Here is a 23,000-nt window from a genome sequence, read left to right as displayed (position 1 = left end):
GTGCCGCCGGCGGGTCGTACCGCTGGTGTCGTACAGCTGAAGAGAGTTTGATCCGCAGGGGTGGTCGCGCATCGCGCGGCTGCCCCTGCGGCGTTCCTAAGATGGACGGGTGACCGTTCCCGTTGCCCCCGCCCGTCACCCGCTGGACCCGGAGCCGGCGCCCTCGACGAAGGCCCGGGCGGTCTTCGTGCTGGGCCTGGTGGGCCTGCTGACCGGCCCACTGGTGGGTGGGGTGATCCCGGCCACCGTCGCGCTGCTGCTGGCCCGGCAGACCTCCCGGGAGGCGTTCGCGGCCGGTGGCTACCTGACCGGTGGCGCGTGGATCCGCCGCGGCCGCAAGCTCGCCTGGACCGGCCTCGTGCTGGCCCTGACCGCGCTGGTGGTCGCCCTGATCGCCGGCCTGCTGCACCTGGCCGCGTCGCCCGTCGGGCCGGACTTCGCGCCCGGTACCGACTGACCTCCGCGGCCTTCCGGCCGGACCTCGCGCCCGGTCGCCGGCGGCGCCACGGCACGCCGGCCGGGCTGCGCGGCGGCTCGTCCGGGTGACATGCTTCTGAACATGATGCAGCCGCCGCCTCCTCCGCCGTATGGTCCGCCGCCCTACGGCCCCCCGGTGCCCCAGCAGCCGGTGAGCGGCTGGGAGCCCGAGCGGGTGGACGTGGTGAGCGGCACCGGCTTCGGCCTGGTCCAGCTCCGTGTCGTGCCGATCACGTCGGGCCTGGCGATCGGCTCCCTGATCGCCGGCATCGGCGCGATCCTGGTGTCGATCATCGTCGTCTGCTTCGGCTTCGGCGGCGCCGGAGCGTGGGTGGCCGGCGCATTCACGCTGCTCAGCGTCCTGGCCGGTGGGGGAGCGGCGGTTGCCGCGACGCTCGCGCTGCGGCAGATCCGGCGCTCCGGCGAGCCCGGCCGGGTCCGGTTCACCGGGCACGGGCTGGCGATCGCCGGCTTCGCGTGCGGGGGCGCCGGCGCCGGAATATCGCTCCTGGCGTTGTTGCTCGGATTGGTGTTACAGAGTTCATAACGGTGCCCGCCGCGTGGATCCGGCACCGCGGCGTTGGCACGGCGGGGCACCCGGTACACTGGTATACGGAGATGTCCATCGTGGGAGCCCGGGTCAATTAGTGCTGTTCATTTTGACCTGGGTGCTTAGGGTGGGTACTCTTTCCCCTCGTGCCCGGGCTCGCCCGGGCAACTCGTGCGTGCACCCGATTCGGAAGGTACGACGGGGATAGCGGCACGACGGGCAGGGTTCGTTGCACGATCCTGGCCCGACAAAGACAAGACCTGGAACGCGTGGGTCGACCACGCGCGAAGGGACCGTGAGCCGGACGACACGCCCGACCGCGGGTGCGGGACACTCCCCCTCGGGGAGGGCTCCGCGCACAGAGGCAGAAAAATACGGTGCGGCCGTAAACAGGAAGCGGCCGAAGGGAGCGGAGAAACCCGGTGCCCACGATCCAGCAGCTGGTCCGCAAGGGCCGCCAGGCGAAGACGACCAAGACGAAGACGCCGGCTCTGAAGGGAAGCCCTCAGCGGCGCGGCGTGTGCACGCGTGTGTACACCACGACCCCCAAGAAGCCGAACTCGGCGCTGCGCAAGGTCGCTCGCGTGAAGCTGAGCAGCCAGATCGAGGTCACGGCGTACATCCCGGGCGTTGGCCACAACCTGCAGGAGCACTCCATCGTGCTCGTGCGTGGCGGCCGTGTGAAGGACCTCCCGGGCGTCCGCTACAAGATCGTCCGCGGTTCGCTCGACACCCAGGGTGTCCGCAACCGCAAGCAGGCGCGCAGCCGTTACGGCGCGAAGAAGGAGAAGAGCTGACATGCCGCGTAAGGGCCCCGCTCCGCGTCACCCGGTGGTCGCTGACCCGGTGTACAACTCGCCGCTGGTGACCCAGCTGGTGAACAAGATCCTGATCGGCGGCAAGCGTCAGCTCGCCGAGCGCATCGTGTACGGCGCCCTCGAGGGCGCCCGCGAGAAGAGTGGCACCGACCCGGTGGTCATCCTCAAGCGCGCGATGGACAACGTCAAGCCGACCCTCGAGGTCCGCAGCCGCCGTGTCGGTGGCGCGACCTACCAGGTCCCGGTCGAGGTGCGCACGCCGCGCCAGACCACCCTCGGTCTCCGCTGGCTGGTGCAGTACTCCAAGGCCCGCCGGGAGAAGACCATGATCGAGCGGCTGCAGAACGAGCTGCTGGACGCCAGCAACGGCCTCGGCGCCGCTGTCAAGCGTCGCGAGGACACCCACAAGATGGCGGAGTCCAACAAGGCCTTCGCGCACTACCGCTGGTAAGACCCTGCTGAGGCCCGGCTCACCGCCGGGCCGTGGCAGTCGTACCGGTCCACGAGACGACGACGAAGAAAAGTAGGGATGGAAGTGGCCGCCGCAGACGCGCTCGCCAAGGTACGCAACATCGGCATCATGGCGCACATCGACGCTGGTAAGACCACGACGACTGAGCGGATCCTGTTCTACACCGGCATCACGTACAAGATCGGTGAGGTCCACGAGGGCGCCGCCGTCATGGACTGGATGGAGCAGGAGCAGGAACGCGGTATCACCATCACTTCCGCCGCCACCAAGTGCGAGTGGAAGGGTCACACGATCCAGATCATCGACACGCCCGGCCACGTCGACTTCACGGTCGAGGTCGAGCGGTCGCTGCGGGTGCTCGACGGCGCGGTCGCGGTCTACGACGGTGTCGCCGGCGTGGAGCCGCAGACCGAGAACGTGTGGCGGCAGGCGGACAAGTACCACGTCCCCCGGATGTGCTTCGTCAACAAGCTCGACCGGACCGGCGCCGACTTCTTCCGCTGCGTGCAGATGATGATCGACCGGCTGAACGCGACTCCTCTGGTGCTGCAGATCCCGATCGGGCTCGAGGGCGACCACATCGGCGTCGTCGACCTGATCGGCATGCGCGCTCTCACCTGGCGTGGCGAGACCCAGAAGGGTGAGGACTACGCGATCGAGGAGATCCCGGCCGATCTGGTCGACTCCGCGAACGAGTGGCGCGAGAAGCTGGTGGAGACCCTCGCGGACGTCGACGACGCCGTGATGGAGAAGTACCTCGAGGGCGAAGAGGTCTCCGAGGACGAGATCAAGGCCGCCATCCGGCGTGCCACGATCGCCAGCAAGGCCAACCCGGTGCTCTGCGGCTCGGCCTTCAAGAACAAGGGTGTGCAGCCGATGCTGGACGCCGTCGTCGAGTACCTGCCGTCGCCGCTGGACATCCCGGCGATCGAGGGCACCGCGACCGACGGTGAGACCCCGCTGCTGCGCAAGCCGTCGAACGACGAGCCCTTCTCGGCGCTGGCCTTCAAGATTCAGACCGACAAGCACCTCGGCAAGCTGACCTACGTCCGGGTCTACTCCGGCACGCTCGAGTCCGGTTCTCAGGTGGTCAACTCCACCAAGGACCGCAAGGAGCGGATCGGCAAGATCTACCAGATGCACGCGAACAAGCGTGAGGAGCGCACCACCGCGCAGGCCGGCGACATCATCGCCGTCCAGGGTCTGAAGCAGACCACCACCGGTGACACGCTCTGCGACCCGGCGAACCCGGTCATCCTGGAGTCGATGACCTTCCCGGAGCCGGTCATCCAGGTCGCCATCGAGCCGAAGACCAAGTCCGACCAGGAGAAGCTGGGCACCGCGATCCAGCGCCTCGCCGAGGAGGACCCGACGTTCCGGGTCTTCAACGACGAGGAGACCGGTCAGACCATCATCGCCGGCATGGGCGAGCTGCACCTCGACATCCTCGTGGACCGGATGCGCCGCGAGTTCAACGTCGAGGCCAACATCGGCAAGCCGCAGGTGGCCTACCGCGAGACCATTCGCGGCACGGTCGACAAGCTCGACTACGTGCACAAGAAGCAGACCGGTGGCTCGGGCCAGTACGCGAAGGTCATCGTCCGGGTCGAGCCGCTGCCGCTCGACGCCGACGGCCCGACGTACGAGTTCGTCAACGCGGTCACCGGCGGTCGTGTCCCCAAGGAGTTCATCCCCTCGGTGGACGCGGGCGCGCAGGACTCCCTCCAGTACGGCGTTCTCGCCGGCTACCCGCTGGTGGGTGTCAAGTTCACGCTGCTCGACGGTCAGTACCACGAGGTCGACTCGTCCGAGATGGCGTTCAAGATCGCCGGCTCCATGGCGATGAAGGAGGCGGCTCGCAAGGCCGACCCCGCGCTGCTGGAGCCGATGATGTCCGTCGAGGTCACCACCCCTGAGGACAACATGGGTGACGTGATCGGCGACCTCAACTCCCGTCGTGGCATGATCCAGTCGATGGAGGAGCGTCACGGCGCCCGCGTCGTGAAGGCTCTGGTGCCGCTCTCGGAGATGTTCGGCTACGTCGGCGACCTGCGGTCGAAGACTGCGGGCCGGGCCAGCTACAGCATGCAGTTCGACTCCTACGCCGAGGTTCCCGCGAACGTGGCGAAGGAGATCATCGCTAAGGCCACCGGCGCCTGACGCGTTGAGGCACGTGCGGCCCGTCGAGGGCCGCACGTGCACGAGCAGTCGACAGAGTCCTGAGCGCCTTATCGGCGTGCCGGGCGAAAAGTAATGATCAGTCCACAGGAGGACACCAGTGGCGAAGGCGAAGTTCGAGCGGACTAAGCCGCACGTCAACATCGGCACCATTGGTCACATCGACCACGGTAAGACGACGCTGACTGCGGCCATCACCAAGGTCCTGCACGACGAGTTCCCCGACCTGAACCCGTACACCCCGTTCGACGAGATCGACAAGGCGCCGGAGGAGAAGGCCCGCGGCATCACGATCTCCATCGCGCACGTCGAGTACCAGACCGCGGCGCGCCACTACGCGCACGTGGACTGCCCCGGCCACGCCGACTACATCAAGAACATGATCACCGGTGCCGCCCAGATGGACGGCGCGATCCTGGTCGTGGCCGCCACCGACGGCCCGATGCCGCAGACCAAGGAGCACGTCCTCCTGGCCCGTCAGGTCGGCGTTCCGTACATCGTCGTCGCCCTGAACAAGAGCGACATGGTCGAGGACGAGGAGCTCCTGGAGCTCGTCGAGCTCGAGGTCCGCGAGCTGCTGAGCACCTACGAGTTCCCGGGCGACGACCTGCCGGTCGTGCGCGTGTCGGCGCTCAAGGCGCTCGAGGGCGACCCGGAGTGGACCGGCCGGCTCATGGAGCTGATGAACGCGGTCGACACCGCGATCCCGCAGCCCGAGCGTGAGACCGAGAAGCCGTTCCTCATGCCGATCGAGGACGTCTTCACGATCACCGGTCGTGGCACCGTGGTGACCGGTCGCGCCGAGCGCGGCATCCTCAAGCCGAACGAGGAGGTCGAGATCGTCGGTATCCGCGAGAAGTCGACCAAGACCGTTTGCACCGGCATCGAGATGTTCCGCAAGCTGCTCGACGAGGCCCGCGCGGGTGAGAACGTCGGTCTGCTGCTGCGCGGCATCAAGCGCGAGGACGTCGAGCGCGGCATGGTCGTCGTGAAGCCGGGCACCACGACTCCGCACACGGAGTTCGAGGGCCAGGTCTACATCCTCTCCAAGGAGGAGGGTGGCCGGCACACCCCGTTCTTCCAGAACTACCGGCCGCAGTTCTACTTCCGCACCACGGACGTCACCGGCGTCGTCACGTTGCCCGAGGGCACCGAGATGGTCATGCCCGGCGACTCCACCTCGATGGCCGTGAAGCTGATCCAGCCGATCGCCATGGAGCAGGGCCTGAAGTTCGCGATCCGTGAGGGTGGCCGCACCGTCGGCGCCGGCACGGTCACGAAGATCATCAAGTGATTTCAAGGGGTGCCCGCTGCGGTGGGCACCCCTTGTTGGTGACCCCGATTAGCAATGCTGCGTTCGATCCGGCATACTAGTCAGGTTGCGTCCGCGCGGGGTGGATAGCTGCATGGGTTGAGTAGACCTCTCAGCTGTCCGCCCTCGCCGGGTGTCCGGGTGTGTTTGCATGCCGCCCGACACCACAGATCCCCGCGATCGCGTTCGCCCCAGCAGTACCGGGGCGGAAGCCGGAAGCTGAGTGCCCAGCACTTTGCGAAGAGGCGCGACACGCCCGACCGCGGGGGTCGGACAACGCAGGATCAACGGTCCTGCGGGCATGCGGAGGCCACCCGCTTCCGCACGTAGCGGCATCGAGAGAAGGAAACAGAAGCCACCATGGCGGGACAGAAGATCCGCATCCGGCTCAAGGCCTATGACCACGAGGTCGTCGACTCCTCGGCGCGGAAGATCGTCGAGACGGTGACGCGAACCGGGGCGCAGGTCGCGGGCCCGGTGCCGCTGCCCACGGAGATCAACCGTTTCTGCGTGATCCGTTCGCCGCACAAGTACAAGGACTCGCGCGAGCACTTCGAGATGCGCACGCACAAGCGTCTGATCGACATCATCGACCCGACTCCGAAGACGGTCGACTCGCTCATGCGCCTCGACCTGCCGGCTGGCGTCGACATCGAGATCAAGCTGTAGGGATCCGGACAAATGGACAGGCAAGTAAAGGGGATCCTGGGCGCCAAGCTCGGCATGACCCAGGTCTGGGACAACAACAAGGTCGTCCCGGTGACCGTGGTTCAGGCCGGCCCGTGCGTCGTGACCCAGGTCCGTACTGACGAGAAGGACGGCTACTCGGCTGTCCAGCTGGCCTACGGCGCGATTGACCCCCGCAAGGTCAACAAGCCCGAGAGCGGCCACTACGCGAAGGCCGGTGTGTCGCCGCGGCGTCACCTCGTCGAGCTTCGCACCGTCGACGCGAGCGAGTACGAGCTCGGCCAGGAGGTCACCGTCGAGGCGTTCGCGGCGGGCACGCCGATCGACGTCACCGGTAAGACCAAGGGCAAGGGCTACGCCGGTGTCATGAAGCGGCACGGCTTCCACGGTCTGCGCGCCAGCCACGGTGTCGAGCGCAAGCACCGCTCGCCGGGCTCGATCGGCGCCTGCGCCACCCCGGGTCGCGTCTTCAAGGGCGTCCGGATGGCCGGCCGGATGGGCGGCAAGCGCTACACCGTGCAGAACCTGACGGTTCAGGCGGTCGACACCGAGCGCAACCTGCTGCTGGTCAAGGGCGCGGTGCCCGGTCCCAAGGGCGCGCTGATCCTGGTTCGTACCGCGGCGAAGAAGGGCGGTGCCAAGTGAGCTCGGTCGACATCATCAACGCCGAGGGCGCGAAGACCGGCTCGGTCGAGCTGCCCGCCAACGTCTTCGACGCCCAGGCGAACATCCCGCTGATGCACCAGGTCGTCGTGGCGCAGCTGGCCGCGGCCCGGCAGGGTACGCACAAGGCGAAGTCCCGCGGCGAGGTCGCCGGCGGCGGCAAGAAGCCGTACAAGCAGAAGGGCACCGGTCGCGCCCGCCAGGGCTCGATCCGCGCGCCGCAGTTCACCGGCGGTGGCGTGGTGCACGGCCCGGTGCCGCGCGACTACAGCCAGCGGACCCCGAAGAAGATGAAGGCCGCCGCCCTGCGTGGCGCCCTCTCCGACCGGGCCCGTGACGGCCGCGTGTTCGTCGTCGAGTCCTTCGTCGCCGGCGAGACGCCGTCGACCAAGGCCGCGGTGGCCACCCTGCGGAAGGTCGCTCAGACCAACAAGATCCTCGTCGTGCTGGACAGCCAGGACGAGCTGAACTGGATCTCGCTGCGCAACGAGCCGACCGTTCACCTCATCGAGGCCGGCCAGCTGAACACGTACGACGTGCTGGTCGCCGACGAGGTCGTCTTCACCAAGGTCGCGCTGGACGAGTTCCTGGGCGGGGCCGAGAAGTCCGAGGAGGGCGACAAGTGAGCACGATCGCCGACCCGCGCGACGTCATCGTCGCCCCGGTGGTCTCCGAGAAGAGCTACAGCGTTCTCGACCAGAACTGGTACACGTTCCTCGTCCACCCGGACGCGAACAAGACCCAGATCAAGATCGCGATCCAGCAGATCTTCAACGTCCGCGTGCTGACGGTGAACACCGCGAACCGCGAGGGCAAGCGCAAGCGCACCCGGACCGGCTTCGGTCAGCGCAAGGCGACCAAGCGCGCGATGGTGAAGCTGGCTGACGGTGACCGTATCGAGGCCTTCGGCGGCCCGGTCAGCTAAGGGGTTTGTGAATCATGGCTATCCGTAAGTACAAGCCGACCACGCCGGGCCGCCGCGGCTCGAGCGTCGCCGACTTCGCCGAGATCACCCGGTCCACCCCGGAGAAGTCTCTGCTGGTCCCGCTGCCCAAGAAGGGTGGTCGCAACGTCCACGGCCGCATCACCACGCGGCACCAGGGCGGTGGCCACAAGCGGCAGTACCGGCTGATCGACTTCAAGCGGAACGACAAGGACGGCGTGCCGGCCAAGGTCGCTCACATCGAGTACGACCCCAACCGCACCTCCCGCATCGCGCTGCTGCACTACGCCGACGGCGAGAAGCGCTACATCCTGGCGCCGAAGGACCTGAAGCAGGGCGACCGCGTCGAGTCCGGCGTGGGCGCGGACATCAAGCCCGGCAACAACCTGCCGCTGCGCAACATCCCGGTCGGTACGACGGTCCACGGCGTGGAGCTTCGTCCCGGCGGTGGAGCCAAGCTGGCCCGGTCGGCCGGCGTGGGCATCCAGCTGCTCGGCCGTGAGGGCGCGTACGCCACGCTGCGTATGCCCTCCGGCGAGATCCGTCGTGTCGACGTCCGTTGCCGGGCGACGGTCGGCGAGATCGGCAACGCCGAGCAGTCGAACATCAACTGGGGTAAGGCCGGCCGCATGCGGTGGAAGGGCAAGCGCCCGACCGTCCGTGGTGTCGCCATGAACCCCGTCGACCACCCGCACGGTGGTGGTGAGGGTAAGACCTCCGGTGGTCGTCACCCGGTCAACCCGGCTGGTAAGCCGGAGGGCCGTACCCGCCGCAAGGGCCAGGAGAGCGACAAGCTGATCGTTCGCCGCCGCTACGCCACCCGCAAGCGCGGGTAACGGGAGTTAAAAGATGCCTCGCAGCCTGAAGAAGGGCCCGTTCGTCGACGACCACCTGATCAAGAAGGTGGAAGTCCAGAACGAGAAGAACTCGAAGAACGTCATCAAGACCTGGTCGCGGCGCTCGACGATCATCCCCGAGATGCTCGGTCACACCATCGCGGTCCACGACGGGCGCAAGCACGTCCCGGTGTTCATCACCGAGGCGATGGTCGGGCACAAGCTCGGCGAGTTCGCTCTGACCCGCACGTTCAAGGGTCACGAGAAGGACGACCGCAAGAGCCGTCGTCGCTAAGCAGATACACGGATTAGAGGATCAAGGAGCTACAGCGATGCCAGCAAAGGGCGACGCTCCGGTGCTTCCGGGCGCGCGGGCGGTTGCGCGACACGTGCGCATCTCGCCGAACAAGGCGCGCCGGGTGGTCAACCTCGTCCGCGGTCTGCCCGCGAAGGAGGCGCTGACCGTCCTGCAGTTCGCGCCGCAGGCCGCCAGCGAGCAGGTCTACAAGGTGCTTGCCAGCGCCATTGCGAACGCTGAGAACAACGAGCGGCTCGACCCCGACGCCCTCCTCGTGAGCGAGGCGTTCGTCGACGAGGGTCCCACGCTCAAGCGGTTCCGTCCGCGGGCGCAGGGCCGGGCGTACCGGATCCGCAAGCGCACGAGTCACATCACCATCGCGGTCGAGGCGGTCCAGACGGCCCGCCCGGCGAAGAAGGCCGCGGCGAAGAAGGCCGCTCAGCCGGCCGAGCCGCAGGCTGCCGAGTCCCAGAGCACGGAGGGTGCCGAGTAATGGGTCAGAAGGTTCACCCCACCGGGTTCCGCCTCGGCATCTCCACCGACTGGAAGAGCCGCTGGTTCGCGGACAAGCTCTACAAGGACTACATCGGCGAGGACGTCAAGATCCGCCGCATGATGTCCAAGGGCCTGGAGCGCGCCGGCATTTCCAAGGTGGACATCGAGCGGACCCGCGACCGGGTTCGCGTCGACATCCACACCGCCCGGCCGGGCATCGTCATCGGCCGCAAGGGCCAGGAGGCCGACCGGATCCGCGGCGAGCTCGAGAAGCTCACCGGCAAGCAGGTCCAGCTGAACATCCTCGAGGTCAAGAGCCCCGAGTCGGACGCGCAGCTGGTGGCCCAGGGCGTCGCCGAGCAGCTGTCCTCCCGGGTCAGCTTCCGCCGGGCGATGCGCAAGGCCATGCAGTCGGCCATGAAGAACCCGATCTGCAAGGGCATCCGGGTGCAGGTCTCCGGCCGCCTCGGCGGCGCGGAGATGAGCCGCACGGAGTTCTACCGTGAGGGTCGCGTTCCGCTGCACACGCTGCGGGCGAACATCGAGTACGGCTTCTTCGAGGCTCGTACCACGTTCGGCCGGATCGGTGTGAAGGTCTGGATCTACAAGGGCGACGCCGTTCCGGGTCGCGAGGTCGTCACCGAGGCGCCCGCGCGTCCGCGCCGGGACCGGTCCGACCGTCCCGAGCGTCCGCGTCGTGGCCGTTCCGGTTCGTCCGGCACGACCGCGGGCGGCACCGAGGCCGGCCGGGCCGCCGCCCAGGCGCGGGGTGGCGACACCCCCGCCGGCGAGAACCTCAACGACGCCGCGGTCGCCGCGGCTCCGGCTCAGGCCGAGACGCAGCAGGAGGGCTGACACATGCTGATGCCGCGTAAGCCCCCGAAGGGCTTCCGCAAGCCGCACCACCCGGACCGCCACGGCGCGTCCAAGGGCGGCAACCGGGTCGTCTTCGGTGAGTTCGGTATCCAGGCTCTGGAGCCGGCGTACGTGACCAACCGGCAGATCGAGTCGGCGCGTATCGCGATGACCCGTCACATCAAGCGTGGCGGTAAGGTCTGGATCTCGATCTTCCCGGACCAGGCTCTGACCAAGAAGCCGGCCGAGACCCGGATGGGTTCCGGTAAGGGTTCTCCCGAGTGGTGGGTGGCGAACGTCAAGCCGGGCCGGATTCTCTTCGAGATGTCCTTCCCGAACGAGACGGTCGCGCGTGAGGCGATGCGCCGCGCGATCCACAAGCTCCCGATGAAGTGCCGCATCGTGACGCGCGAAGTGGGTGAAAGCTGATGGCAGCGGGCGTTAAGGCAGCCGAGCTGCGCGAGAGTTCCGACGAGGAACTGGTCGCGAAGCTGCGGGAGGCCAAGGCGGAGCTGTTCAACCTTCGCGTGCAGCGCGCGACCGGCCAGCTCGACAATCACCGTCGGCTGCAGGTCGTCCGCAAGGACATCGCGAAGATCTACACGATCATGCGTGAGCGTGAGCTTGGTCTCTCGGTCGCGCCGGATGAGGTGACGGCATGAGTGAGAACACCACCACCGCTCCGCGCGCACAGCGCAAGGTGCGGGAGGGTCTCGTGGTCAGCGACAAGATGGACAAGACCGTCGTCGTCGAGGTCGAGGACCGGGTCAAGCACGCGCTGTACGGCAAGGTCATCCGCCGTACGCGCAAGCTGAAGGTGCACGACGAGCAGAACGCCGCGGGCATCGGCGACCGGGTTTCGATCATGGAGACCCGTCCGCTCTCCGCCACCAAGCGGTGGCGGCTCGTGGAGATCCTCGAAAAGGCCAAGTGAGTACGCTGGGCCGGCTGCGGCCGGCCCAGCGGACCATCGTTCCGCCAAGCTTCGGTGGGTCACCGGAGAACTGGCAGACATAGGAGACAGACGTGATCCAGCAGGAGTCGCGACTGCGCGTCGCCGACAACACGGGTGCCCGGGAGATCCTGTGCATCCGCGTACTCGGTGGCTCCGGTCGCCGTTACGCGAGCATCGGCGACGTCATCGTGGCCACGGTCAAGGACGCCATTCCGGGTGCCGGTGTGAAGAAGGGTGACGTCGTCAAGGCGGTCGTCGTCCGCACCAGCAAGGAGCGGCGCCGTCCCGACGGCTCGTACATCCGCTTCGACGAGAACGCCGCCGTCATCATCAAGGACGGCGGGGACCCCCGCGGTACCCGCATCTTCGGCCCGGTCGGGCGCGAGCTGCGCGACAAGCGGTTCATGAAGATCATCAGCCTGGCGCCGGAGGTGCTCTGACCGTGAAGATCAAGAAGGGCGACACGGTCGTCGTCATCGCCGGCAAGGACAAGGGTGCCAAGGGTAAGGTCATCGCGGCCTTCCCGCGGCAGGACAAGGTCCTGGTCGAGGGCGTCAACCGAGTCAAGAAGCACGAACGAATCCGCACCACCCAGCGTGGCTCGAAGACCGGCGGCATCGTCACCCAGGAAGCCCCGATCCACATCTCCAACGTGCAGGTGCTGGACGACCAGGGCAAGCCGACCCGCATCGGGTACCGGATCGACGACAACGGCACCAAGGTCCGGATCGCGCGTACGACCGGTAAGGAACTCTGATGACTGCCGAGACCAAGACGCTGCCCCGTCTCCAGGGGAAGTACCGCTCCGAGGTCGTGCAGGCGCTGCAGGAGCAGTACAAGTACGCCAACCCCATGCAGATCCCCGGCCTGGTCAAGGTCGTCGTGAACATGGGTGTCGGCGAGGCTGCCCGCGACGCCAAGCTGATCGACGGCGCGGTCCGCGACCTGACCACCATCACCGGCCAGAAGCCGCTGGTGCGCCGGGCGACCAAGTCCATCGCGCAGTTCAAGCTCCGTGAGGGCATGCCGATCGGCGCGAAGGTCACCCTGCGGGGCGACCGGATGTGGGAGTTCCTGGACCGGCTGCTGTCCATCGCGCTGCCGCGTATCCGTGACTTCCGCGGGCTCGACGGCCGCAAGCTGGACGGCCACGGCAACTACACCTTCGGTCTGACCGAGCAGTCGGTGTTCCACGAGATCGATCAGGACAAGATCGACCGGACGCGGGGCATGGACATCACGGTGGTCACCACCGCCACGACCGACGACGAGGGCCGGGCGCTGCTGAAGCTCCTGGGCTTCCCGTTCAAGGAGAACTGAGCATGGCTAAGAAGGCGCTGATCCTGAAGGCTGCCGCGAAGCCGAAGTTCGCGGTGCGCGCCTACACCCGCTGCCAGAAGTGCGGCCGTCCGCACTCGGTCTACCGCAAGTTCGGCCTCTGCCGGGTTTGCCTGCGGGACATGGCTCACCGTGGTGAGCTGCCCGGCGTGTCCAAGGCCTCCTGGTAAACCCCGTCCTACCACCTGCCCGCCGCTGCACAGCGGAACTCCGGGCGGAACCTGAAATACCGCTTCGCCGTAGGCCTGGTGCCTTACCGGGAACCCCGGCGAGAAAGGTTGACGAATACCCATGACGATGACGGACCCGATCGCAGACATGCTGACGCGTCTGCGCAACGCCAACCAGGCGTACCACGACAAGGTGACCATGCCGTACTCGAAGATCAAGGCGAACATCGCCGAGGTCCTCAAGGCCGAGGGTTACATCGCGTCGTGGACGTCTGAGGAGCCCGAGGAGGGCGCGGTCGGCAAGCGTCTGGTCGTTGAGCTCAAGTACGGCCAGAACCGCGAGCGCAGCCTCGCCGGCATCAAGCGCGTCTCGAAGCCGGGCCTGCGGGTGTACGCCAAGTCCGACGAGCTGCCCCGCGTGCTCGGTGGCCTCGGTGTCGCGATCATTTCGACGTCCCAGGGACTGCTGACCGACAAGCAGGCCCGCAAGCGGAGCGTTGGCGGGGAAGTCCTCGCCTTCGTCTGGTAACTGGAGACTTTGACATGTCGCGAATCGGACGTAAGTCGATCCCGGTCCCGGCCGGCGTCGACGTCACCATCACGGGGCAGACCGTCAAGGTCAAGGGCCCCAAGGGCGAGCTCTCGCACACCGTGGCCGAACCGATCACGGTGGCGCAGGAGGGCGGCGAGCTGGTCGTCAACCGCCCCAACGACGAGCGCAAGGCCAAGGAGTTGCACGGTCTCTCGCGCACCCTGGTCGCCAACATGATCGTCGGCGTGACCGAGGGCTACAAGAAGACCCTCGAGATCAACGGCACCGGTTACCGTGTCACCGCCAAGGGCAAGGACCTGGAGTTCGCTCTGGGCTTCTCGCACCCGGTGAACATCGTGCCGCCGGCCGGCATCACCTTCACCGTCGAGAAGCCCACCCAGTTCACCGTGGCGGGCATCGACAAGCAGCTGGTCGGCGAGGTCGCCGCCAACATCCGGAAGATCCGCCCGCCGGAGCCCTACAAGGGCAAGGGTGTCAAGTACCAGGGTGAGGTCATCCGCCGCAAGGCTGGAAAGGCAGGTAAGAAGTGACCGCCACGCTGCTCAAGCGCCGCAATGGCGGCGGTGTCGCCTCCCGGCGTGCCGTTGGCAAGGCGCGTCGGCACTTCCGGGTCCGCAAGAACGTGCGCGGTTCGGCCGAGCGTCCCCGCCTGGTCGTCACCCGGTCCACGCGGCACATCACCGCGCAGATCATCGACGACCTCAAGGGCCACACGCTGGCTTCGGCCTCGTCCCTGGACACCACGATCCGGGGCACCGAGGGCGACAAGAGCTCGCAGGCCGGCAAGGTCGGTGCGCTCCTCGCGGAGCGCGCCAAGGCCGCGGGTATTTCCAAGGTCGTCTTCGACCGCGGTGGCAACAAGTACGCGGGGCGGATCGCCGCGCTTGCCGACGCCGCTCGCGAAGCCGGACTCGAGTTCTAGGAGGAATTGACCAATGCCTGGTCAGCAGCGCCGTGGCGGCGGGTCCGGCGGTAACACCGAGGGTGGCGGCCGCCGGGACAACCGTCGCGAGGGCGGCCGCGGCAACGCGCCCGTCGAGAAGACCCCGCACCTGGAGCGGGTCGTCGCGATCAACCGGGTCGCCAAGGTCGTCAAGGGTGGTCGTCGCTTCAGCTTCACCGCCCTGGTGATCGTCGGCGACGGTGACGGCACCGTCGGTGTCGGTTACGGAAAGGCCAAGGAGGTGCCCGCGGCCATCGCCAAGGGCGTCGAGGAGGCCAAGAAGCACTTCTTCAAGGTGCCGCGGATCGGGGCTACCATTCCCCACCCGATCACCGGTGAGGCTGCCGCGGGCGTCGTCCTGCTCAAGCCGGCGTCCGCTGGTACCGGTGTCATCGCCGGTGGCCCGGTGCGCGCCGTGCTGGAGTGCGCGGGCATCCACGACATCCTCTCGAAGAGCCTCGGCTCCTCGAACCCGATCAACATCGTGCACGCCACGGTGGCCGCGCTGAAGGGCCTCGAGTCCCCGGAGAAGGTCGCGGCGCGCCGCAGCCTGCCGGTTGAGGACGTCGCGCCGGCGGCCATGCTGTCCGCGCGTGCGGAAGCGGCGGTGCACTGATGGCTCGCTTGAAGGTCACCCAGATCCGGTCCGAGATCGGCCGTAAGCAGAACCAGCGGGACTCCCTGCGGTCGCTCGGGCTGAAGCGGATCAACGATGTGGTGGTCAAGGAGGACCGTCCCGAGATCCGGGGCATGATCTTCGCCGTGAACCACCTCGTCACTGTCGAGGAGGTCGAGTAATGGCGATCAAGATTCATGACCTGCGCCCGGCGCCCGGAGCCAAGACCAAGAAGACCCGCGTGGGTCGTGGTGAGGGCTCCAAGGGCAAGACCGCCGGCCGTGGTACCAAGGGCACCGGTGCTCGCAAGAACACCCCGGCGTCGTTCGAGGGTGGGCAGATGCCCATCCACATGCGTCTGCCGAAGCTGAAGGGCCTGCGGAACCGCCCGCGCAACAAGGTCGTCTTCCAGGTCGTGAACCTGGACCGGCTGGCCGAGCTGTTCCCGAACGGCGGGCAGGTCGGTCCGGCCGAGCTCGTCCAGGCCGGCGCGGTCCGCAAGGGCCAGCCGGTCAAGGTGCTGGGCTCGGGCGAGCTGGGCGGCGTGTCGCTGACCATCTCGGCGCACGCGTTCAGCGAGTCGGCCAAGGAGAAGATCGCGGCTGCTGGTGGTTCCACCACCGAGCTGTGAGGCTTGCGGGGATGCTCGTCCGGACGCGTGTTCGGCGAGCATCCCCTTGTGGCGTCTGACCAGCACTTTTGTGAAGAGTTGTGACGCATTGCCGTACTGACGGCTACCGTGGCTGACCACGGCGGGCCAAGACTGTTAGAGTCCGTTCCCAGCTAGGGATATCGGTCATCCGGGCCGATGCCTTCCCCCCATACCGCCGATCCCGGCGGTTACCTCGCGCAGGAGGAAGAAGTTGCTCTCCGCCTTTTCGAGTGCGTTGCGGACGCCTGACCTGCGCAAGAAATTGCTCTTTACGGTGGCGATCATCGCGCTCTACCGGCTCGGTGCCACCTTGCCCAGCCCCGGCGTGTCGTACACCAACGTGCAGGCTTGCCTCAAGCTGACCGAGCAGTCGGGCAACCAGGTTCTGAACCTGCTGAACCTGTTCTCCGGCGGCGCTCTGCTCCAGCTCTCCGTCTTCGCGCTCGGCATCATGCCGTACATCACCGCGTCGATCATCCTGCAGCTGCTCACCGTGGTCATCCCGCGGCTGGAGCAGCTCCGCAAGGAGGGTCAGTCCGGCCAGGCGAAGATCACTCAGTACACCCGGTACCTGACGCTGGGCCTGGCGATCCTGCAGTCCTCGGCGTTCGTCGCCCTCGCCCGCACCGGCCAGCTCTTCGGCGGTCTCTGCGACCAGGACAACCCGTCCTACCAGATCATCCCCGAGGGCACCGGCATCCCGATGTGGCTGACCCTGACGGTCCTGGTGATGACGATGACCGCCGGCACCGGCGTGGTCATGTGGCTGGGCGAGCTGGTCACCGACCGCGGCGTCGGCAACGGCATGTCCGTCCTGATATTCACCTCGATCGCGGCCCGCCTCCCCGGCGAGGGCTGGACGATCAAGCAGTCCGCCGGCACCGGCAAGTTCCTCCTGGTGATCGCGCTGGTCCTGGTGATCATCGCGCTGGTGGTCTTCATCGAGCAGGCCCAGCGGCGCATCCCGGTGCAGTACGCGAAGCGCATGATCGGCCGGCGGATGTACGGCGGCACCTCGACCTACATCCCGCTGAAGGTGAACCAGGCGGGTGTCGTCCCGGTCATCTTCGCCTCGTCGCTGCTCTACCTGCCCCAGCTGTACCTGCAGTTCTTCGACAAGAACAACCTGGCGGGCTACCAGATCTGGATCCAGAACTGGCTCGCCACGCCGACCAGCTGGCTCTACATCACCGTGTACTTCCTGCTGATCATCTTCTTCACGTACTTCTACGTGTCGATCACGTTCAACCCGACTGAGGTCGCGGAGAACATGAAGAAGTACGGTGGGTTCGTGCCGGGTATCCGCCCGGGCAAGCCGACCGCCGACTACCTGGACTTCATCCTCAGCCGGATCACTCTCCCGGGCGCTCTCTACCTGGGTCTGATCTCGGTGCTGCCGAACTTCTTCTTCATCTGGCTGGACCAGCAGCAGTACCAGAACTTCCCGTTCGGCGGCACCGCGGTGCTGATCATGGTGGGTGTGGGTCTGGAGACGGTGAAGCAGATCGAGAGCCAGCTCATGCAGCGGAACTACGAAGGGTTCCTCCGGTAGTGGGTACGCCGAGCCGGAGGGCTCTGGCGGCGGTTGGCGTGGGTTCTTGCGACCGAAGCGAGGCGATGTAGGTGCGGCTGGTACTGGTGGGCCCTCCGGGGGCCGGCAAGGGGACCCAGGCTGAGTTCATCGCCGCCCATCTCGCCGTGCCCAAGATCTCGACCGGGGACATCTTCCGGGCCAACGTGTCGCAGGGGACCCCGCTCGGGGTCGAGGCCAAGCGGTACATGGACGCCGGGCAGCTGGTGCCGGACGAGGTCACCATCAACATGGTCCGCGACCGGCTCGCCGAGGCGGACGCCGGCGACGGGTTCCTGCTGGACGGGTTCCCGCGCACGGTGCCGCAGGCGTCCGCGCTGGACAAGCTGCTCGCCGACCTCGGCACCGCGCTGGATCTGGTGATGGAGCTGGTGGTCGACGACGACGAGGTGATCCGGCGGCTCTCCGGCCGCCGGACCTGCCGTGGCTGCGGCAAGATCTGGCACGTCGAGTTCGACCCGACGAGCAAGGAGAACATCTGCGACCGCTGCGGGTCGGAGCTGTTCCAGCGGGACGACGACAAGGCCGAGACGATCGCCAACCGCCTGGTGGAGTACGCGGACAAGACCGCGCCGCTGGTCGACTACTACGGTGCGCAGGGCAAGCTGGTGGGTATCGACGCGACCGGGCCGGTCGAGGACGTCACGGTGCGCGCGATCGACGCCCTGCGGTCGTACGGGGGCTGAGATGGCTCGTCAGGAGCTGGACATCCAGCTGAAGACGCCGGAGCAGATCGAGAAGATGCGGGCGGCCGGCCTGGTCGTGCGGGCCGCCCTGGAGGCGATGCGGGACGCGGTCGCGCCCGGCGTCTCGACAGCCGATCTGGACGCGATCGCCGAGAAGGTGATCCGCGACGCCGGCGCGATCCCGTCGTTCAAGGGCTACCACGGCTTCCCGGCCTCGATCTGCGCCTCGGTCAACGAGCAGGTGGTGCACGGCATCCCCGGCGCCCGGCAGATCCTGGCCGAGGGCGACCTGATCTCGCTGGACTGCGGCGCGATCCTGGACGGCTGGCACGGCGACTCGGCGATCACGGTCGGCGTCGGCGAGACCGACCCGGCCCTGCTGCGGATGGCGGAGGTCGCCGAGGACGCGATGTGGGCCGGGATCGCGGCGGCCGCCCGCGGCGTGGCGAACGGGCGCGGCCGGCTCACCGACATCTCGTTCAACGTCGAGAAGGTGATCCGCAAAGCCGGCCGGTACGGCATCGTCGACGGCTACGGCGGCCACGGCATCGGCACCGAGATGCATCAGGAGCCGCACGTGCTCAACCACGGCAAGCCGGGCCGCGGCCCGCGGCTGATCCCGGGCATGGCGCTGGCCATCGAGCCGATGATCACGATGGGCTCGCCGCGCACCCTGGAGCTCTCCGACGGCTGGACCGTGGTGACCCGGGACGGGTCCCGCGCCGCGCACGTGGAGCACACCATGGCGCTCCTGGACGACGGGGTGTGGGTGACGACCGCCCTGGACGGCGGAAAGGCCCGCCTCGGCGATCTGGTGACCGCCAGACAGCCCTGACCGACCGGCCTTACGCCCCCGGCGCCCGCCTGGCATGCTGTGACGCATGGGACGGGAGGGGATGCGGGCCGGCGACAGTGATCGTCAGCGCGTCGCGGATCAGTTGAAGGCCGCGCTCGACGAGGGCCGGCTGGATCTGAACGAGTACGACGAGCGCGTCCAGCGGGCCTACGCCGCCCGGACCTACGGTGACTTCGACGGCCTCCTCGACGACCTGCCCGGCGCGGTCCCGGTGCAGCACGCCCAGATGCAGCCGCATACCCCGCCGCCGGCGCCCCGGCAGCCGATGCCGGTGAAGCCGGAGCAGCACCACGGCCGGCACACCTTCGGCTCGGCGCTCACGGCGTTCCTGGTCTGCACGCTGATCTGGGCCATCACGTCGTTCACCTCGGGCCACGCGTATTATTTCTGGCCCGCCTGGGTGCTGATCCCGGTGGTGATCACGGCGGTCGGAGCGCTGACGGATCGCAATCGCCGCATCCGCTGAGCGGTAGCGCTGAGGGGCCGCAACCGCCGCAACGGCCGCGTCCGCTGAGCGGTAGCGCTGAGGGCCGCAACCGCCGCAACGGCCGCAACCGCAGCAACGGCCGCAACCGCTGAGCGGTAGCGCTGAGGGGCCGCAACCGCAGCAACGGCCGCAACCGCTGAGCGGTAGCGCTTGACGGATCGCAACCGCCGCAGCCGGCTGAGCGGTGCGTGACACGCCCGACCCCGGGTATCGGTGACCTCGGTTTGGCGTCCCCGAGACGTGCGCGTAGACTGGCTTGCTGGCGCGCAGCGTCCACTCCTTCATGTCCTCAGCGCTTCGAGGACAGGGGGAGCCGCGGCTGGTCCGAGCCCCCAAGAGGCTCGGGTACGACGTTGCACAGCCTGCCCCAGAACCCGATGTCAGGTAGCGGAGGACATGCCTAAGAAAGACGGAGCCATCGAGATCGAAGGCCGAGTGATCGAGCCCCTGCCGAACGCCATGTTCCGCGTCGAGCTCGCCAATGGTCACAAGGTCCTGGCACACATCTCCGGGAAGATGCGCCAGCACTACATCCGCATCCTTCCCGAGGACAGGGTCGTCGTCGAGCTCTCGCCGTACGACCTGACCCGTGGGCGCATCGTCTACCGCTACAAGTGAGCTCCTTCCGAGCCGGCCAGGGTCGAGGTCCGAAGCCGGTTCGGGGTGGCTCATGTCGGGTCGCGGGGTTTTCCATACCCGTCTGACTGAGAGTTAAGGCAAACCGTGAAGGTCAAGCCGAGCGTCAAGCGGATCTGCAACAACTGCCGGATCATCCGGCGGCACGGCCGGGTCATGGTGATCTGCAGCACTGACCCGCGCCACAAGCAGCGCCAGGGCTGAGTAGACCCGCGCAGGATCCGCACCACTGAATAAGCCCGTCCCAGCCTCTCTCGCGAGGCTGTACCCCCGGTCGGAGGCCGGGGCCCGCCCGGGCAGGCGGGAAGGGACGGGCACAGACCTCCGCGACAACAACGAGGAGTACGCCCAGAAATGGCACGTCTCGTCGGCGTCGATCTCCCCCGCGAGAAGCGGATGGAGATCGCGCTCACCTACATCTTCGGGATCGGGCGCACCCGGTCCGTCGAAGCATTGACCGCTACGGCGATCGACCTGAACAAGCGCGCCAAGGACCTCACGGAAGAGGAGCTGCTCAAGCTCCGCGAGTACATCGAGGCCAACTTCAAGGTTGAGGGCGACCTGCGCCGCGAGGTCGCCGCGGACATCCGCCGCAAGGTAGAGATCGGCTGCTACGCCGGCATCCGCCACCGCAAGGGTCTGCCCGTTCGGGGACAGCGGACCCGGACCAACGCTCGTACCCGCAAGGGCCCGAAGCGGACGGTCGCCGGTAAGAAGAAGCCCGGTCGGAAGTAATAGGAGCGCACTGACTTATGCCACCGAAGGCACGCGCAGGGGCCGCAGTCAAGAAGGTCCGGCGCAAGGAACGCAAGAACGTCGCCCACGGGCAGGCGCACATCAAGAGCACCTTCAACAACACCATCGTGTCGATCACCGACCCGACCGGTGCGGTCATCTCCTGGGCCTCGTCCGGCCAGGTGGGCTTCAAGGGCTCCCGCAAGTCGACTCCGTTCGCCGCCCAGCTGGCCGCCGAGGCCGCCGCGCGCCGGGCCATGGAACACGGCATGCGCAAGGTCGACGTGTTCGTCAAGGGCCCCGGTTCCGGCCGGGAGACCGCCATCCGGTCGCTGCAGGCAGCGGGTCTCGAGGTCGGTCAGATCTCCGACGTGACCCCGCAGCCGCACAACGGTTGCCGTCCGCCGAAGCGTCGCCGGGTCTAAGGGAGAGATCGAAGCAATGGCTCGTTACGTAGGTGCGGACTGCAAGCGCTGCCGCCGCGAGAAGATGAAGCTGTTCCTCAAGGGCAGCAAGTGCGACGGGCCGAAGTGCCCGTTCGAGTCGCGTCCCTTCCCGCCCGGCCAGCACGGCCGTGGCCGGACCAAGGAGACCGAGTACCTGCTCCAGCACCGTGAGAAGCAGAAGGCCCGCCGCGTGTACGGCGTGCTGGAGAAGCAGTTCTTCACGTACTACAAGGAGGCTGTCACCAAGCCGGGTCGTACCGGCGAGGTGCTCCTGCAGATCCTCGAGAGCCGGCTCGACAACGTCGTCTACCGGGCCGGCTACGCCGCGTCCCGCGACGCCGCCCGTCAGCTGGTCAAGCACGGCCACTTCCTGGTCAACGGCGCCAAGGTCGACATCCCGTCGTACCGGGTGAAGGAGCACGACATCGTCTCGCTCCGGGAGAAGTCGAAGGAGCTCACGCCCTTCGTCGTCGCCCAGGCCCAGGCGGGCTCCCGGCCGGTGCCGGCGTGGCTGGAGCCGATCCCGAGCGAGATGAAGATCCTGATCCACTCGCTCCCGGCCCGCGCGGTCATCGACACGCAGGTCCAGGAGCAGCTGATCGTGGAGCTCTACTCCAAGTAACAAGTTGCCCGGCGCCGTCGGCGGCGCCGGGCAAGTCCGACGGCCATCAAATAGCGGTTGGCCTGACAGAAAGAAGAACAGCGTGCTCATCAGCCAGCGGCCGACTCTCTCGGAAGAGTCGATCAGCGAGACCCGCTCCCGGTTCACCATCGAGCCTCTGGAGCCCGGTTTCGGCTACACCCTCGGCAACTCGCTCCGGCGGACCCTGCTCTCGTCCATCCCGGGCGCGGCGGTCACCAGCATCAAGGTCGACGGCGTGCTTCACGAGTTCACCACGATCCCCGGTGTCAAGGAGGACGTGGTCGAGCTGGTCATGAACGTCAAGGAACTGACCGTCAGCTCCGAGCACGACGAGCCGGTCAGCATGTACCTGCGCAAGCAGGGCCCGGGCGACGTGACCGCCGGCGACATCCAGCCTCCGGCCGGGGTCTCGGTGCACAACCCGGACCTCAAGCTCGCCACGCTGAACAGCAAGGGCCGGCTGGACATGGAGCTGACCGTCGAGCGGGGCCGTGGCTACGTCACGGCGGCGCAGAACAAGAGCGCTGGCGCGGAGATCGGCCGGATCCCGGTCGACTCGATCTACTCGCCGGTGCTCAAGGTCACCTACCGGGTCGAGGCGACCCGTGTCGAGCAGCGCACCGACTTCGACCGTCTGATCATCGACGTCGAGTCGAAGGCGTCCATCTCGCCGCGGACCGCGCTGGCCTCGGCCGGCTCCACCCTGGTCGAGCTGTTCGGCCTGTGCCGGGAGCTGGACGAGACCGCCGAGGGCATCGACATCGGCCCGTCGCCCCAGGACGCGCAGCTCGCTGCCGACCTGGCGCTGCCGATCGAGGAGCTGGACCTCACCGTCCGTTCGTACAACTGCCTCAAGCGCGAGGGCATCAACAGCGTGGGCGAGTTGATAGGGCGTACGGAGGCCGACCTTCTGGACATCCGGAACTTCGGCCAGAAGTCCATCGACGAGGTCAAGATGAAGCTCGCCGGAATGGGCCTGGGCCTCAAGGACAGCGCGCCGTCCTTCGACCCGGCGCACGTCGTGGACTCGTTCGGCGACGTGGACTACGACACCGACGACTACCGCGAGACCGAGCAGCTCTAAGCTCTCGGGACTGCGCCACTTCTTC

37 protein-coding genes are annotated in these 23,000 nt (G+C 67.5%); all 37 read left to right on the top strand.

From position 1 onward, the window contains the following. Positions 1-109: 109 nt before the first annotated feature. The 37 genes from Asi03nite_RS18685 to Asi03nite_RS18505 all read left to right on the top strand — a co-directional run bounded on the left by Asi03nite_RS18685 (position 110) and on the right by Asi03nite_RS18505 (position 22,975). Positions 110-457, top strand: coding sequence for a hypothetical protein (locus tag Asi03nite_RS18685; RefSeq protein WP_203681356.1), 348 nt, complete (start codon positions 110-112; stop codon positions 455-457). A gap of 156 nt (positions 458-613) precedes the next feature. After that, entirely contained in the window at positions 614-1,024 is a 411-nt protein-coding gene (locus Asi03nite_RS18680; RefSeq protein ID WP_307834017.1) for a hypothetical protein, read from the top strand. A 425-nt stretch (positions 1,025-1,449) separates the two neighbouring features. Beyond that, positions 1,450-1,824, top strand: a complete 375-nt coding sequence (gene rpsL / locus Asi03nite_RS18675; protein ID WP_007465318.1) for a 30S ribosomal protein S12 — start codon at positions 1,450-1,452, stop codon at positions 1,822-1,824. A gap of 1 nt (position 1,825) precedes the next feature. Further along, a complete protein-coding gene (gene rpsG, locus Asi03nite_RS18670; protein WP_043531103.1) occupies positions 1,826-2,296 on the top strand; it encodes a 30S ribosomal protein S7 in 471 nt (156 codons plus the stop codon). A gap of 84 nt (positions 2,297-2,380) precedes the next feature. Beyond that, positions 2,381-4,477, top strand: coding sequence for an elongation factor G (fusA, locus tag Asi03nite_RS18665; protein WP_373872138.1), 2,097 nt, complete (start codon positions 2,381-2,383; stop codon positions 4,475-4,477). 118 nt (positions 4,478-4,595) lie between these two features. Continuing rightward, entirely contained in the window at positions 4,596-5,789 is a 1,194-nt protein-coding gene (gene tuf, locus Asi03nite_RS18660; RefSeq protein ID WP_203681352.1) for an elongation factor Tu, read from the top strand. 378 nt (positions 5,790-6,167) lie between these two features. Continuing rightward, a complete protein-coding gene (gene rpsJ, locus Asi03nite_RS18655; RefSeq protein ID WP_007073037.1) occupies positions 6,168-6,476 on the top strand; it encodes a 30S ribosomal protein S10 in 309 nt (102 codons plus the stop codon). A gap of 12 nt (positions 6,477-6,488) precedes the next feature. After that, entirely contained in the window at positions 6,489-7,139 is a 651-nt protein-coding gene (gene rplC / locus Asi03nite_RS18650) for a 50S ribosomal protein L3 (RefSeq protein WP_203681351.1), read from the top strand. Next, positions 7,136-7,783 (top strand): 50S ribosomal protein L4, encoded by a 648-nt coding sequence (rplD, locus tag Asi03nite_RS18645; RefSeq protein ID WP_203681350.1) that lies wholly within the window; start codon positions 7,136-7,138, stop codon positions 7,781-7,783. Before rplC ends, rplD begins: the two co-directional genes overlap by 4 nt. Beyond that, positions 7,780-8,082: a 50S ribosomal protein L23 gene (rplW, locus tag Asi03nite_RS18640; RefSeq protein WP_203681349.1), complete on the top strand. Its 303-nt coding sequence runs from the start codon at positions 7,780-7,782 to the stop codon at positions 8,080-8,082. Before rplD ends, rplW begins: the two co-directional genes overlap by 4 nt. 14 nt (positions 8,083-8,096) lie before the next feature. Further along, positions 8,097-8,936, top strand: a complete 840-nt coding sequence (gene rplB / locus Asi03nite_RS18635) for a 50S ribosomal protein L2 (RefSeq protein WP_203681348.1) — start codon at positions 8,097-8,099, stop codon at positions 8,934-8,936. A gap of 13 nt (positions 8,937-8,949) precedes the next feature. Further along, a complete protein-coding gene (rpsS, locus tag Asi03nite_RS18630) occupies positions 8,950-9,231 on the top strand; it encodes a 30S ribosomal protein S19 (RefSeq protein WP_203681346.1) in 282 nt (93 codons plus the stop codon). A gap of 37 nt (positions 9,232-9,268) precedes the next feature. After that, positions 9,269-9,727 carry a 50S ribosomal protein L22 gene (gene rplV / locus Asi03nite_RS18625; protein ID WP_203681344.1) on the top strand — a complete coding sequence of 153 codons (459 nt, stop codon included), beginning with the start codon at positions 9,269-9,271 and terminating at the stop codon, positions 9,725-9,727. Then, on the top strand, positions 9,727-10,584 hold the full coding sequence (rpsC, locus tag Asi03nite_RS18620) for a 30S ribosomal protein S3 (protein WP_203681343.1): 858 nt from the start codon (positions 9,727-9,729) through the stop codon (positions 10,582-10,584). Before rplV ends, rpsC begins: the two co-directional genes overlap by 1 nt. Before the next feature lie 3 nt (positions 10,585-10,587). After that, positions 10,588-11,013, top strand: a complete 426-nt coding sequence (gene rplP / locus Asi03nite_RS18615; RefSeq protein ID WP_014687763.1) for a 50S ribosomal protein L16 — start codon at positions 10,588-10,590, stop codon at positions 11,011-11,013. Next, positions 11,013-11,246, top strand: a complete 234-nt coding sequence (gene rpmC / locus Asi03nite_RS18610) for a 50S ribosomal protein L29 (protein ID WP_067696129.1) — start codon at positions 11,013-11,015, stop codon at positions 11,244-11,246. The genes rplP and rpmC overlap by 1 nt, the downstream gene beginning before the upstream one ends. Continuing rightward, positions 11,243-11,518 (top strand): 30S ribosomal protein S17, encoded by a 276-nt coding sequence (gene rpsQ, locus Asi03nite_RS18605; protein ID WP_203681342.1) that lies wholly within the window; start codon positions 11,243-11,245, stop codon positions 11,516-11,518. The genes rpmC and rpsQ overlap by 4 nt, the downstream gene beginning before the upstream one ends. A gap of 92 nt (positions 11,519-11,610) precedes the next feature. Then, a complete protein-coding gene (gene rplN / locus Asi03nite_RS18600) occupies positions 11,611-11,979 on the top strand; it encodes a 50S ribosomal protein L14 (RefSeq protein ID WP_093618755.1) in 369 nt (122 codons plus the stop codon). Beyond that, positions 11,976-12,296, top strand: a complete 321-nt coding sequence (gene rplX / locus Asi03nite_RS18595; protein ID WP_203681469.1) for a 50S ribosomal protein L24 — start codon at positions 11,976-11,978, stop codon at positions 12,294-12,296. Before rplN ends, rplX begins: the two co-directional genes overlap by 4 nt. Beyond that, positions 12,293-12,859, top strand: coding sequence for a 50S ribosomal protein L5 (gene rplE / locus Asi03nite_RS18590; protein WP_444978644.1), 567 nt, complete (start codon positions 12,293-12,295; stop codon positions 12,857-12,859). The genes rplX and rplE overlap by 4 nt, the downstream gene beginning before the upstream one ends. Before the next feature lie 2 nt (positions 12,860-12,861). Beyond that, positions 12,862-13,047 (top strand): type Z 30S ribosomal protein S14, encoded by a 186-nt coding sequence (locus tag Asi03nite_RS18585; protein WP_203681340.1) that lies wholly within the window; start codon positions 12,862-12,864, stop codon positions 13,045-13,047. A 121-nt stretch (positions 13,048-13,168) separates the two neighbouring features. Continuing rightward, positions 13,169-13,576, top strand: coding sequence for a 30S ribosomal protein S8 (gene rpsH, locus Asi03nite_RS18580; RefSeq protein ID WP_014440735.1), 408 nt, complete (start codon positions 13,169-13,171; stop codon positions 13,574-13,576). Between the two features lie 14 nt (positions 13,577-13,590). Further along, positions 13,591-14,130: a 50S ribosomal protein L6 gene (gene rplF / locus Asi03nite_RS18575; protein ID WP_203681339.1), complete on the top strand. Its 540-nt coding sequence runs from the start codon at positions 13,591-13,593 to the stop codon at positions 14,128-14,130. After that, entirely contained in the window at positions 14,127-14,522 is a 396-nt protein-coding gene (rplR, locus tag Asi03nite_RS18570) for a 50S ribosomal protein L18 (protein ID WP_444978643.1), read from the top strand. The genes rplF and rplR overlap by 4 nt, the downstream gene beginning before the upstream one ends. A gap of 13 nt (positions 14,523-14,535) precedes the next feature. Continuing rightward, positions 14,536-15,159, top strand: coding sequence for a 30S ribosomal protein S5 (gene rpsE, locus Asi03nite_RS18565; protein WP_203681338.1), 624 nt, complete (start codon positions 14,536-14,538; stop codon positions 15,157-15,159). Beyond that, entirely contained in the window at positions 15,159-15,341 is a 183-nt protein-coding gene (rpmD, locus tag Asi03nite_RS18560; protein ID WP_014687772.1) for a 50S ribosomal protein L30, read from the top strand. The genes rpsE and rpmD overlap by 1 nt, the downstream gene beginning before the upstream one ends. Further along, positions 15,341-15,790 carry a 50S ribosomal protein L15 gene (gene rplO / locus Asi03nite_RS18555; RefSeq protein ID WP_203681337.1) on the top strand — a complete coding sequence of 150 codons (450 nt, stop codon included), beginning with the start codon at positions 15,341-15,343 and terminating at the stop codon, positions 15,788-15,790. The genes rpmD and rplO overlap by 1 nt, the downstream gene beginning before the upstream one ends. A 232-nt stretch (positions 15,791-16,022) precedes the next feature. Further along, entirely contained in the window at positions 16,023-17,363 is a 1,341-nt protein-coding gene (gene secY, locus Asi03nite_RS18550; protein WP_203681335.1) for a preprotein translocase subunit SecY, read from the top strand. A gap of 71 nt (positions 17,364-17,434) precedes the next feature. Further along, positions 17,435-18,088, top strand: a complete 654-nt coding sequence (locus Asi03nite_RS18545; protein ID WP_203681334.1) for an adenylate kinase — start codon at positions 17,435-17,437, stop codon at positions 18,086-18,088. Between the two features lies 1 nt (position 18,089). Further along, positions 18,090-18,923 (top strand): type I methionyl aminopeptidase, encoded by an 834-nt coding sequence (gene map / locus Asi03nite_RS18540; protein ID WP_203681333.1) that lies wholly within the window; start codon positions 18,090-18,092, stop codon positions 18,921-18,923. A gap of 61 nt (positions 18,924-18,984) precedes the next feature. Beyond that, on the top strand, positions 18,985-19,410 hold the full coding sequence (locus Asi03nite_RS18535; RefSeq protein ID WP_203681465.1) for a DUF1707 SHOCT-like domain-containing protein: 426 nt from the start codon (positions 18,985-18,987) through the stop codon (positions 19,408-19,410). Between the two features lie 417 nt (positions 19,411-19,827). Then, on the top strand, positions 19,828-20,049 hold the full coding sequence (gene infA / locus Asi03nite_RS18530) for a translation initiation factor IF-1 (RefSeq protein ID WP_007073013.1): 222 nt from the start codon (positions 19,828-19,830) through the stop codon (positions 20,047-20,049). 105 nt (positions 20,050-20,154) lie between these two features. Continuing rightward, a complete protein-coding gene (gene rpmJ, locus Asi03nite_RS18525) occupies positions 20,155-20,271 on the top strand; it encodes a 50S ribosomal protein L36 (RefSeq protein WP_014687778.1) in 117 nt (38 codons plus the stop codon). Between the two features lie 150 nt (positions 20,272-20,421). Then, entirely contained in the window at positions 20,422-20,802 is a 381-nt protein-coding gene (gene rpsM / locus Asi03nite_RS18520) for a 30S ribosomal protein S13 (RefSeq protein ID WP_014687779.1), read from the top strand. Between the two features lie 17 nt (positions 20,803-20,819). Then, positions 20,820-21,227: a 30S ribosomal protein S11 gene (gene rpsK, locus Asi03nite_RS18515; protein WP_014440747.1), complete on the top strand. Its 408-nt coding sequence runs from the start codon at positions 20,820-20,822 to the stop codon at positions 21,225-21,227. A 16-nt stretch (positions 21,228-21,243) separates the two neighbouring features. After that, entirely contained in the window at positions 21,244-21,870 is a 627-nt protein-coding gene (rpsD, locus tag Asi03nite_RS18510; protein ID WP_203681332.1) for a 30S ribosomal protein S4, read from the top strand. Positions 21,871-21,952: 82 nt separating this feature from the next. Continuing rightward, positions 21,953-22,975: a DNA-directed RNA polymerase subunit alpha gene (locus tag Asi03nite_RS18505; protein ID WP_203681327.1), complete on the top strand. Its 1,023-nt coding sequence runs from the start codon at positions 21,953-21,955 to the stop codon at positions 22,973-22,975. Positions 22,976-23,000 lie beyond the last annotated feature (25 nt).

This window comes from Actinoplanes siamensis, from assembly GCF_016862395.1.
Lineage (GTDB): Bacteria > Actinomycetota > Actinomycetes > Mycobacteriales > Micromonosporaceae > Actinoplanes > Actinoplanes siamensis.
The sequence above is the reverse complement of the archived record's forward strand: the minus strand, read 5'-3'. Positions and strand labels throughout refer to the sequence as shown.

Excerpts from the sequence above, each read along its gene's own strand:
- rplC (WP_203681351.1), top strand. The coding sequence starts at position 6,489 with ATGGACAGGCAAGTAAAGGGGATCCTGGGCGCCAAGCTCGGCATGACC.
- rpmC (WP_067696129.1), top strand. The coding sequence starts at position 11,013 with ATGGCAGCGGGCGTTAAGGCAGCCGAGCTGCGCGAGAGTTCCGACGAG.
- rpsS (WP_203681346.1), top strand. The coding sequence starts at position 8,950 with ATGCCTCGCAGCCTGAAGAAGGGCCCGTTCGTCGACGACCACCTGATC.
- rplF (WP_203681339.1), top strand. The coding sequence starts at position 13,591 with ATGTCGCGAATCGGACGTAAGTCGATCCCGGTCCCGGCCGGCGTCGAC.
- infA (WP_007073013.1), top strand. The coding sequence starts at position 19,828 with ATGCCTAAGAAAGACGGAGCCATCGAGATCGAAGGCCGAGTGATCGAG.
- rplP (WP_014687763.1), top strand. The coding sequence starts at position 10,588 with ATGCTGATGCCGCGTAAGCCCCCGAAGGGCTTCCGCAAGCCGCACCAC.
- rplB (WP_203681348.1), top strand. The coding sequence starts at position 8,097 with ATGGCTATCCGTAAGTACAAGCCGACCACGCCGGGCCGCCGCGGCTCG.
- Asi03nite_RS18585 (WP_203681340.1), top strand. The coding sequence starts at position 12,862 with ATGGCTAAGAAGGCGCTGATCCTGAAGGCTGCCGCGAAGCCGAAGTTC.
- Asi03nite_RS18535 (WP_203681465.1), top strand. The coding sequence starts at position 18,985 with ATGCGGGCCGGCGACAGTGATCGTCAGCGCGTCGCGGATCAGTTGAAG.
- rpsD (WP_203681332.1), top strand. The coding sequence starts at position 21,244 with ATGGCTCGTTACGTAGGTGCGGACTGCAAGCGCTGCCGCCGCGAGAAG.
- map (WP_203681333.1), top strand. The coding sequence starts at position 18,090 with ATGGCTCGTCAGGAGCTGGACATCCAGCTGAAGACGCCGGAGCAGATC.
- rpsK (WP_014440747.1), top strand. The coding sequence starts at position 20,820 with ATGCCACCGAAGGCACGCGCAGGGGCCGCAGTCAAGAAGGTCCGGCGC.
- rplO (WP_203681337.1), top strand. The coding sequence starts at position 15,341 with ATGGCGATCAAGATTCATGACCTGCGCCCGGCGCCCGGAGCCAAGACC.
- rpsG (WP_043531103.1), top strand. The coding sequence starts at position 1,826 with ATGCCGCGTAAGGGCCCCGCTCCGCGTCACCCGGTGGTCGCTGACCCG.
- rplV (WP_203681344.1), top strand. The coding sequence starts at position 9,269 with ATGCCAGCAAAGGGCGACGCTCCGGTGCTTCCGGGCGCGCGGGCGGTT.
- rpsC (WP_203681343.1), top strand. The coding sequence starts at position 9,727 with ATGGGTCAGAAGGTTCACCCCACCGGGTTCCGCCTCGGCATCTCCACC.
- rpsE (WP_203681338.1), top strand. The coding sequence starts at position 14,536 with ATGCCTGGTCAGCAGCGCCGTGGCGGCGGGTCCGGCGGTAACACCGAG.
- rpmD (WP_014687772.1), top strand. The coding sequence starts at position 15,159 with ATGGCTCGCTTGAAGGTCACCCAGATCCGGTCCGAGATCGGCCGTAAG.
- rpsM (WP_014687779.1), top strand. The coding sequence starts at position 20,422 with ATGGCACGTCTCGTCGGCGTCGATCTCCCCCGCGAGAAGCGGATGGAG.
- rpsJ (WP_007073037.1), top strand. The coding sequence starts at position 6,168 with ATGGCGGGACAGAAGATCCGCATCCGGCTCAAGGCCTATGACCACGAG.
- rpsH (WP_014440735.1), top strand. The coding sequence starts at position 13,169 with ATGACGATGACGGACCCGATCGCAGACATGCTGACGCGTCTGCGCAAC.
- rpsQ (WP_203681342.1), top strand. The coding sequence starts at position 11,243 with ATGAGTGAGAACACCACCACCGCTCCGCGCGCACAGCGCAAGGTGCGG.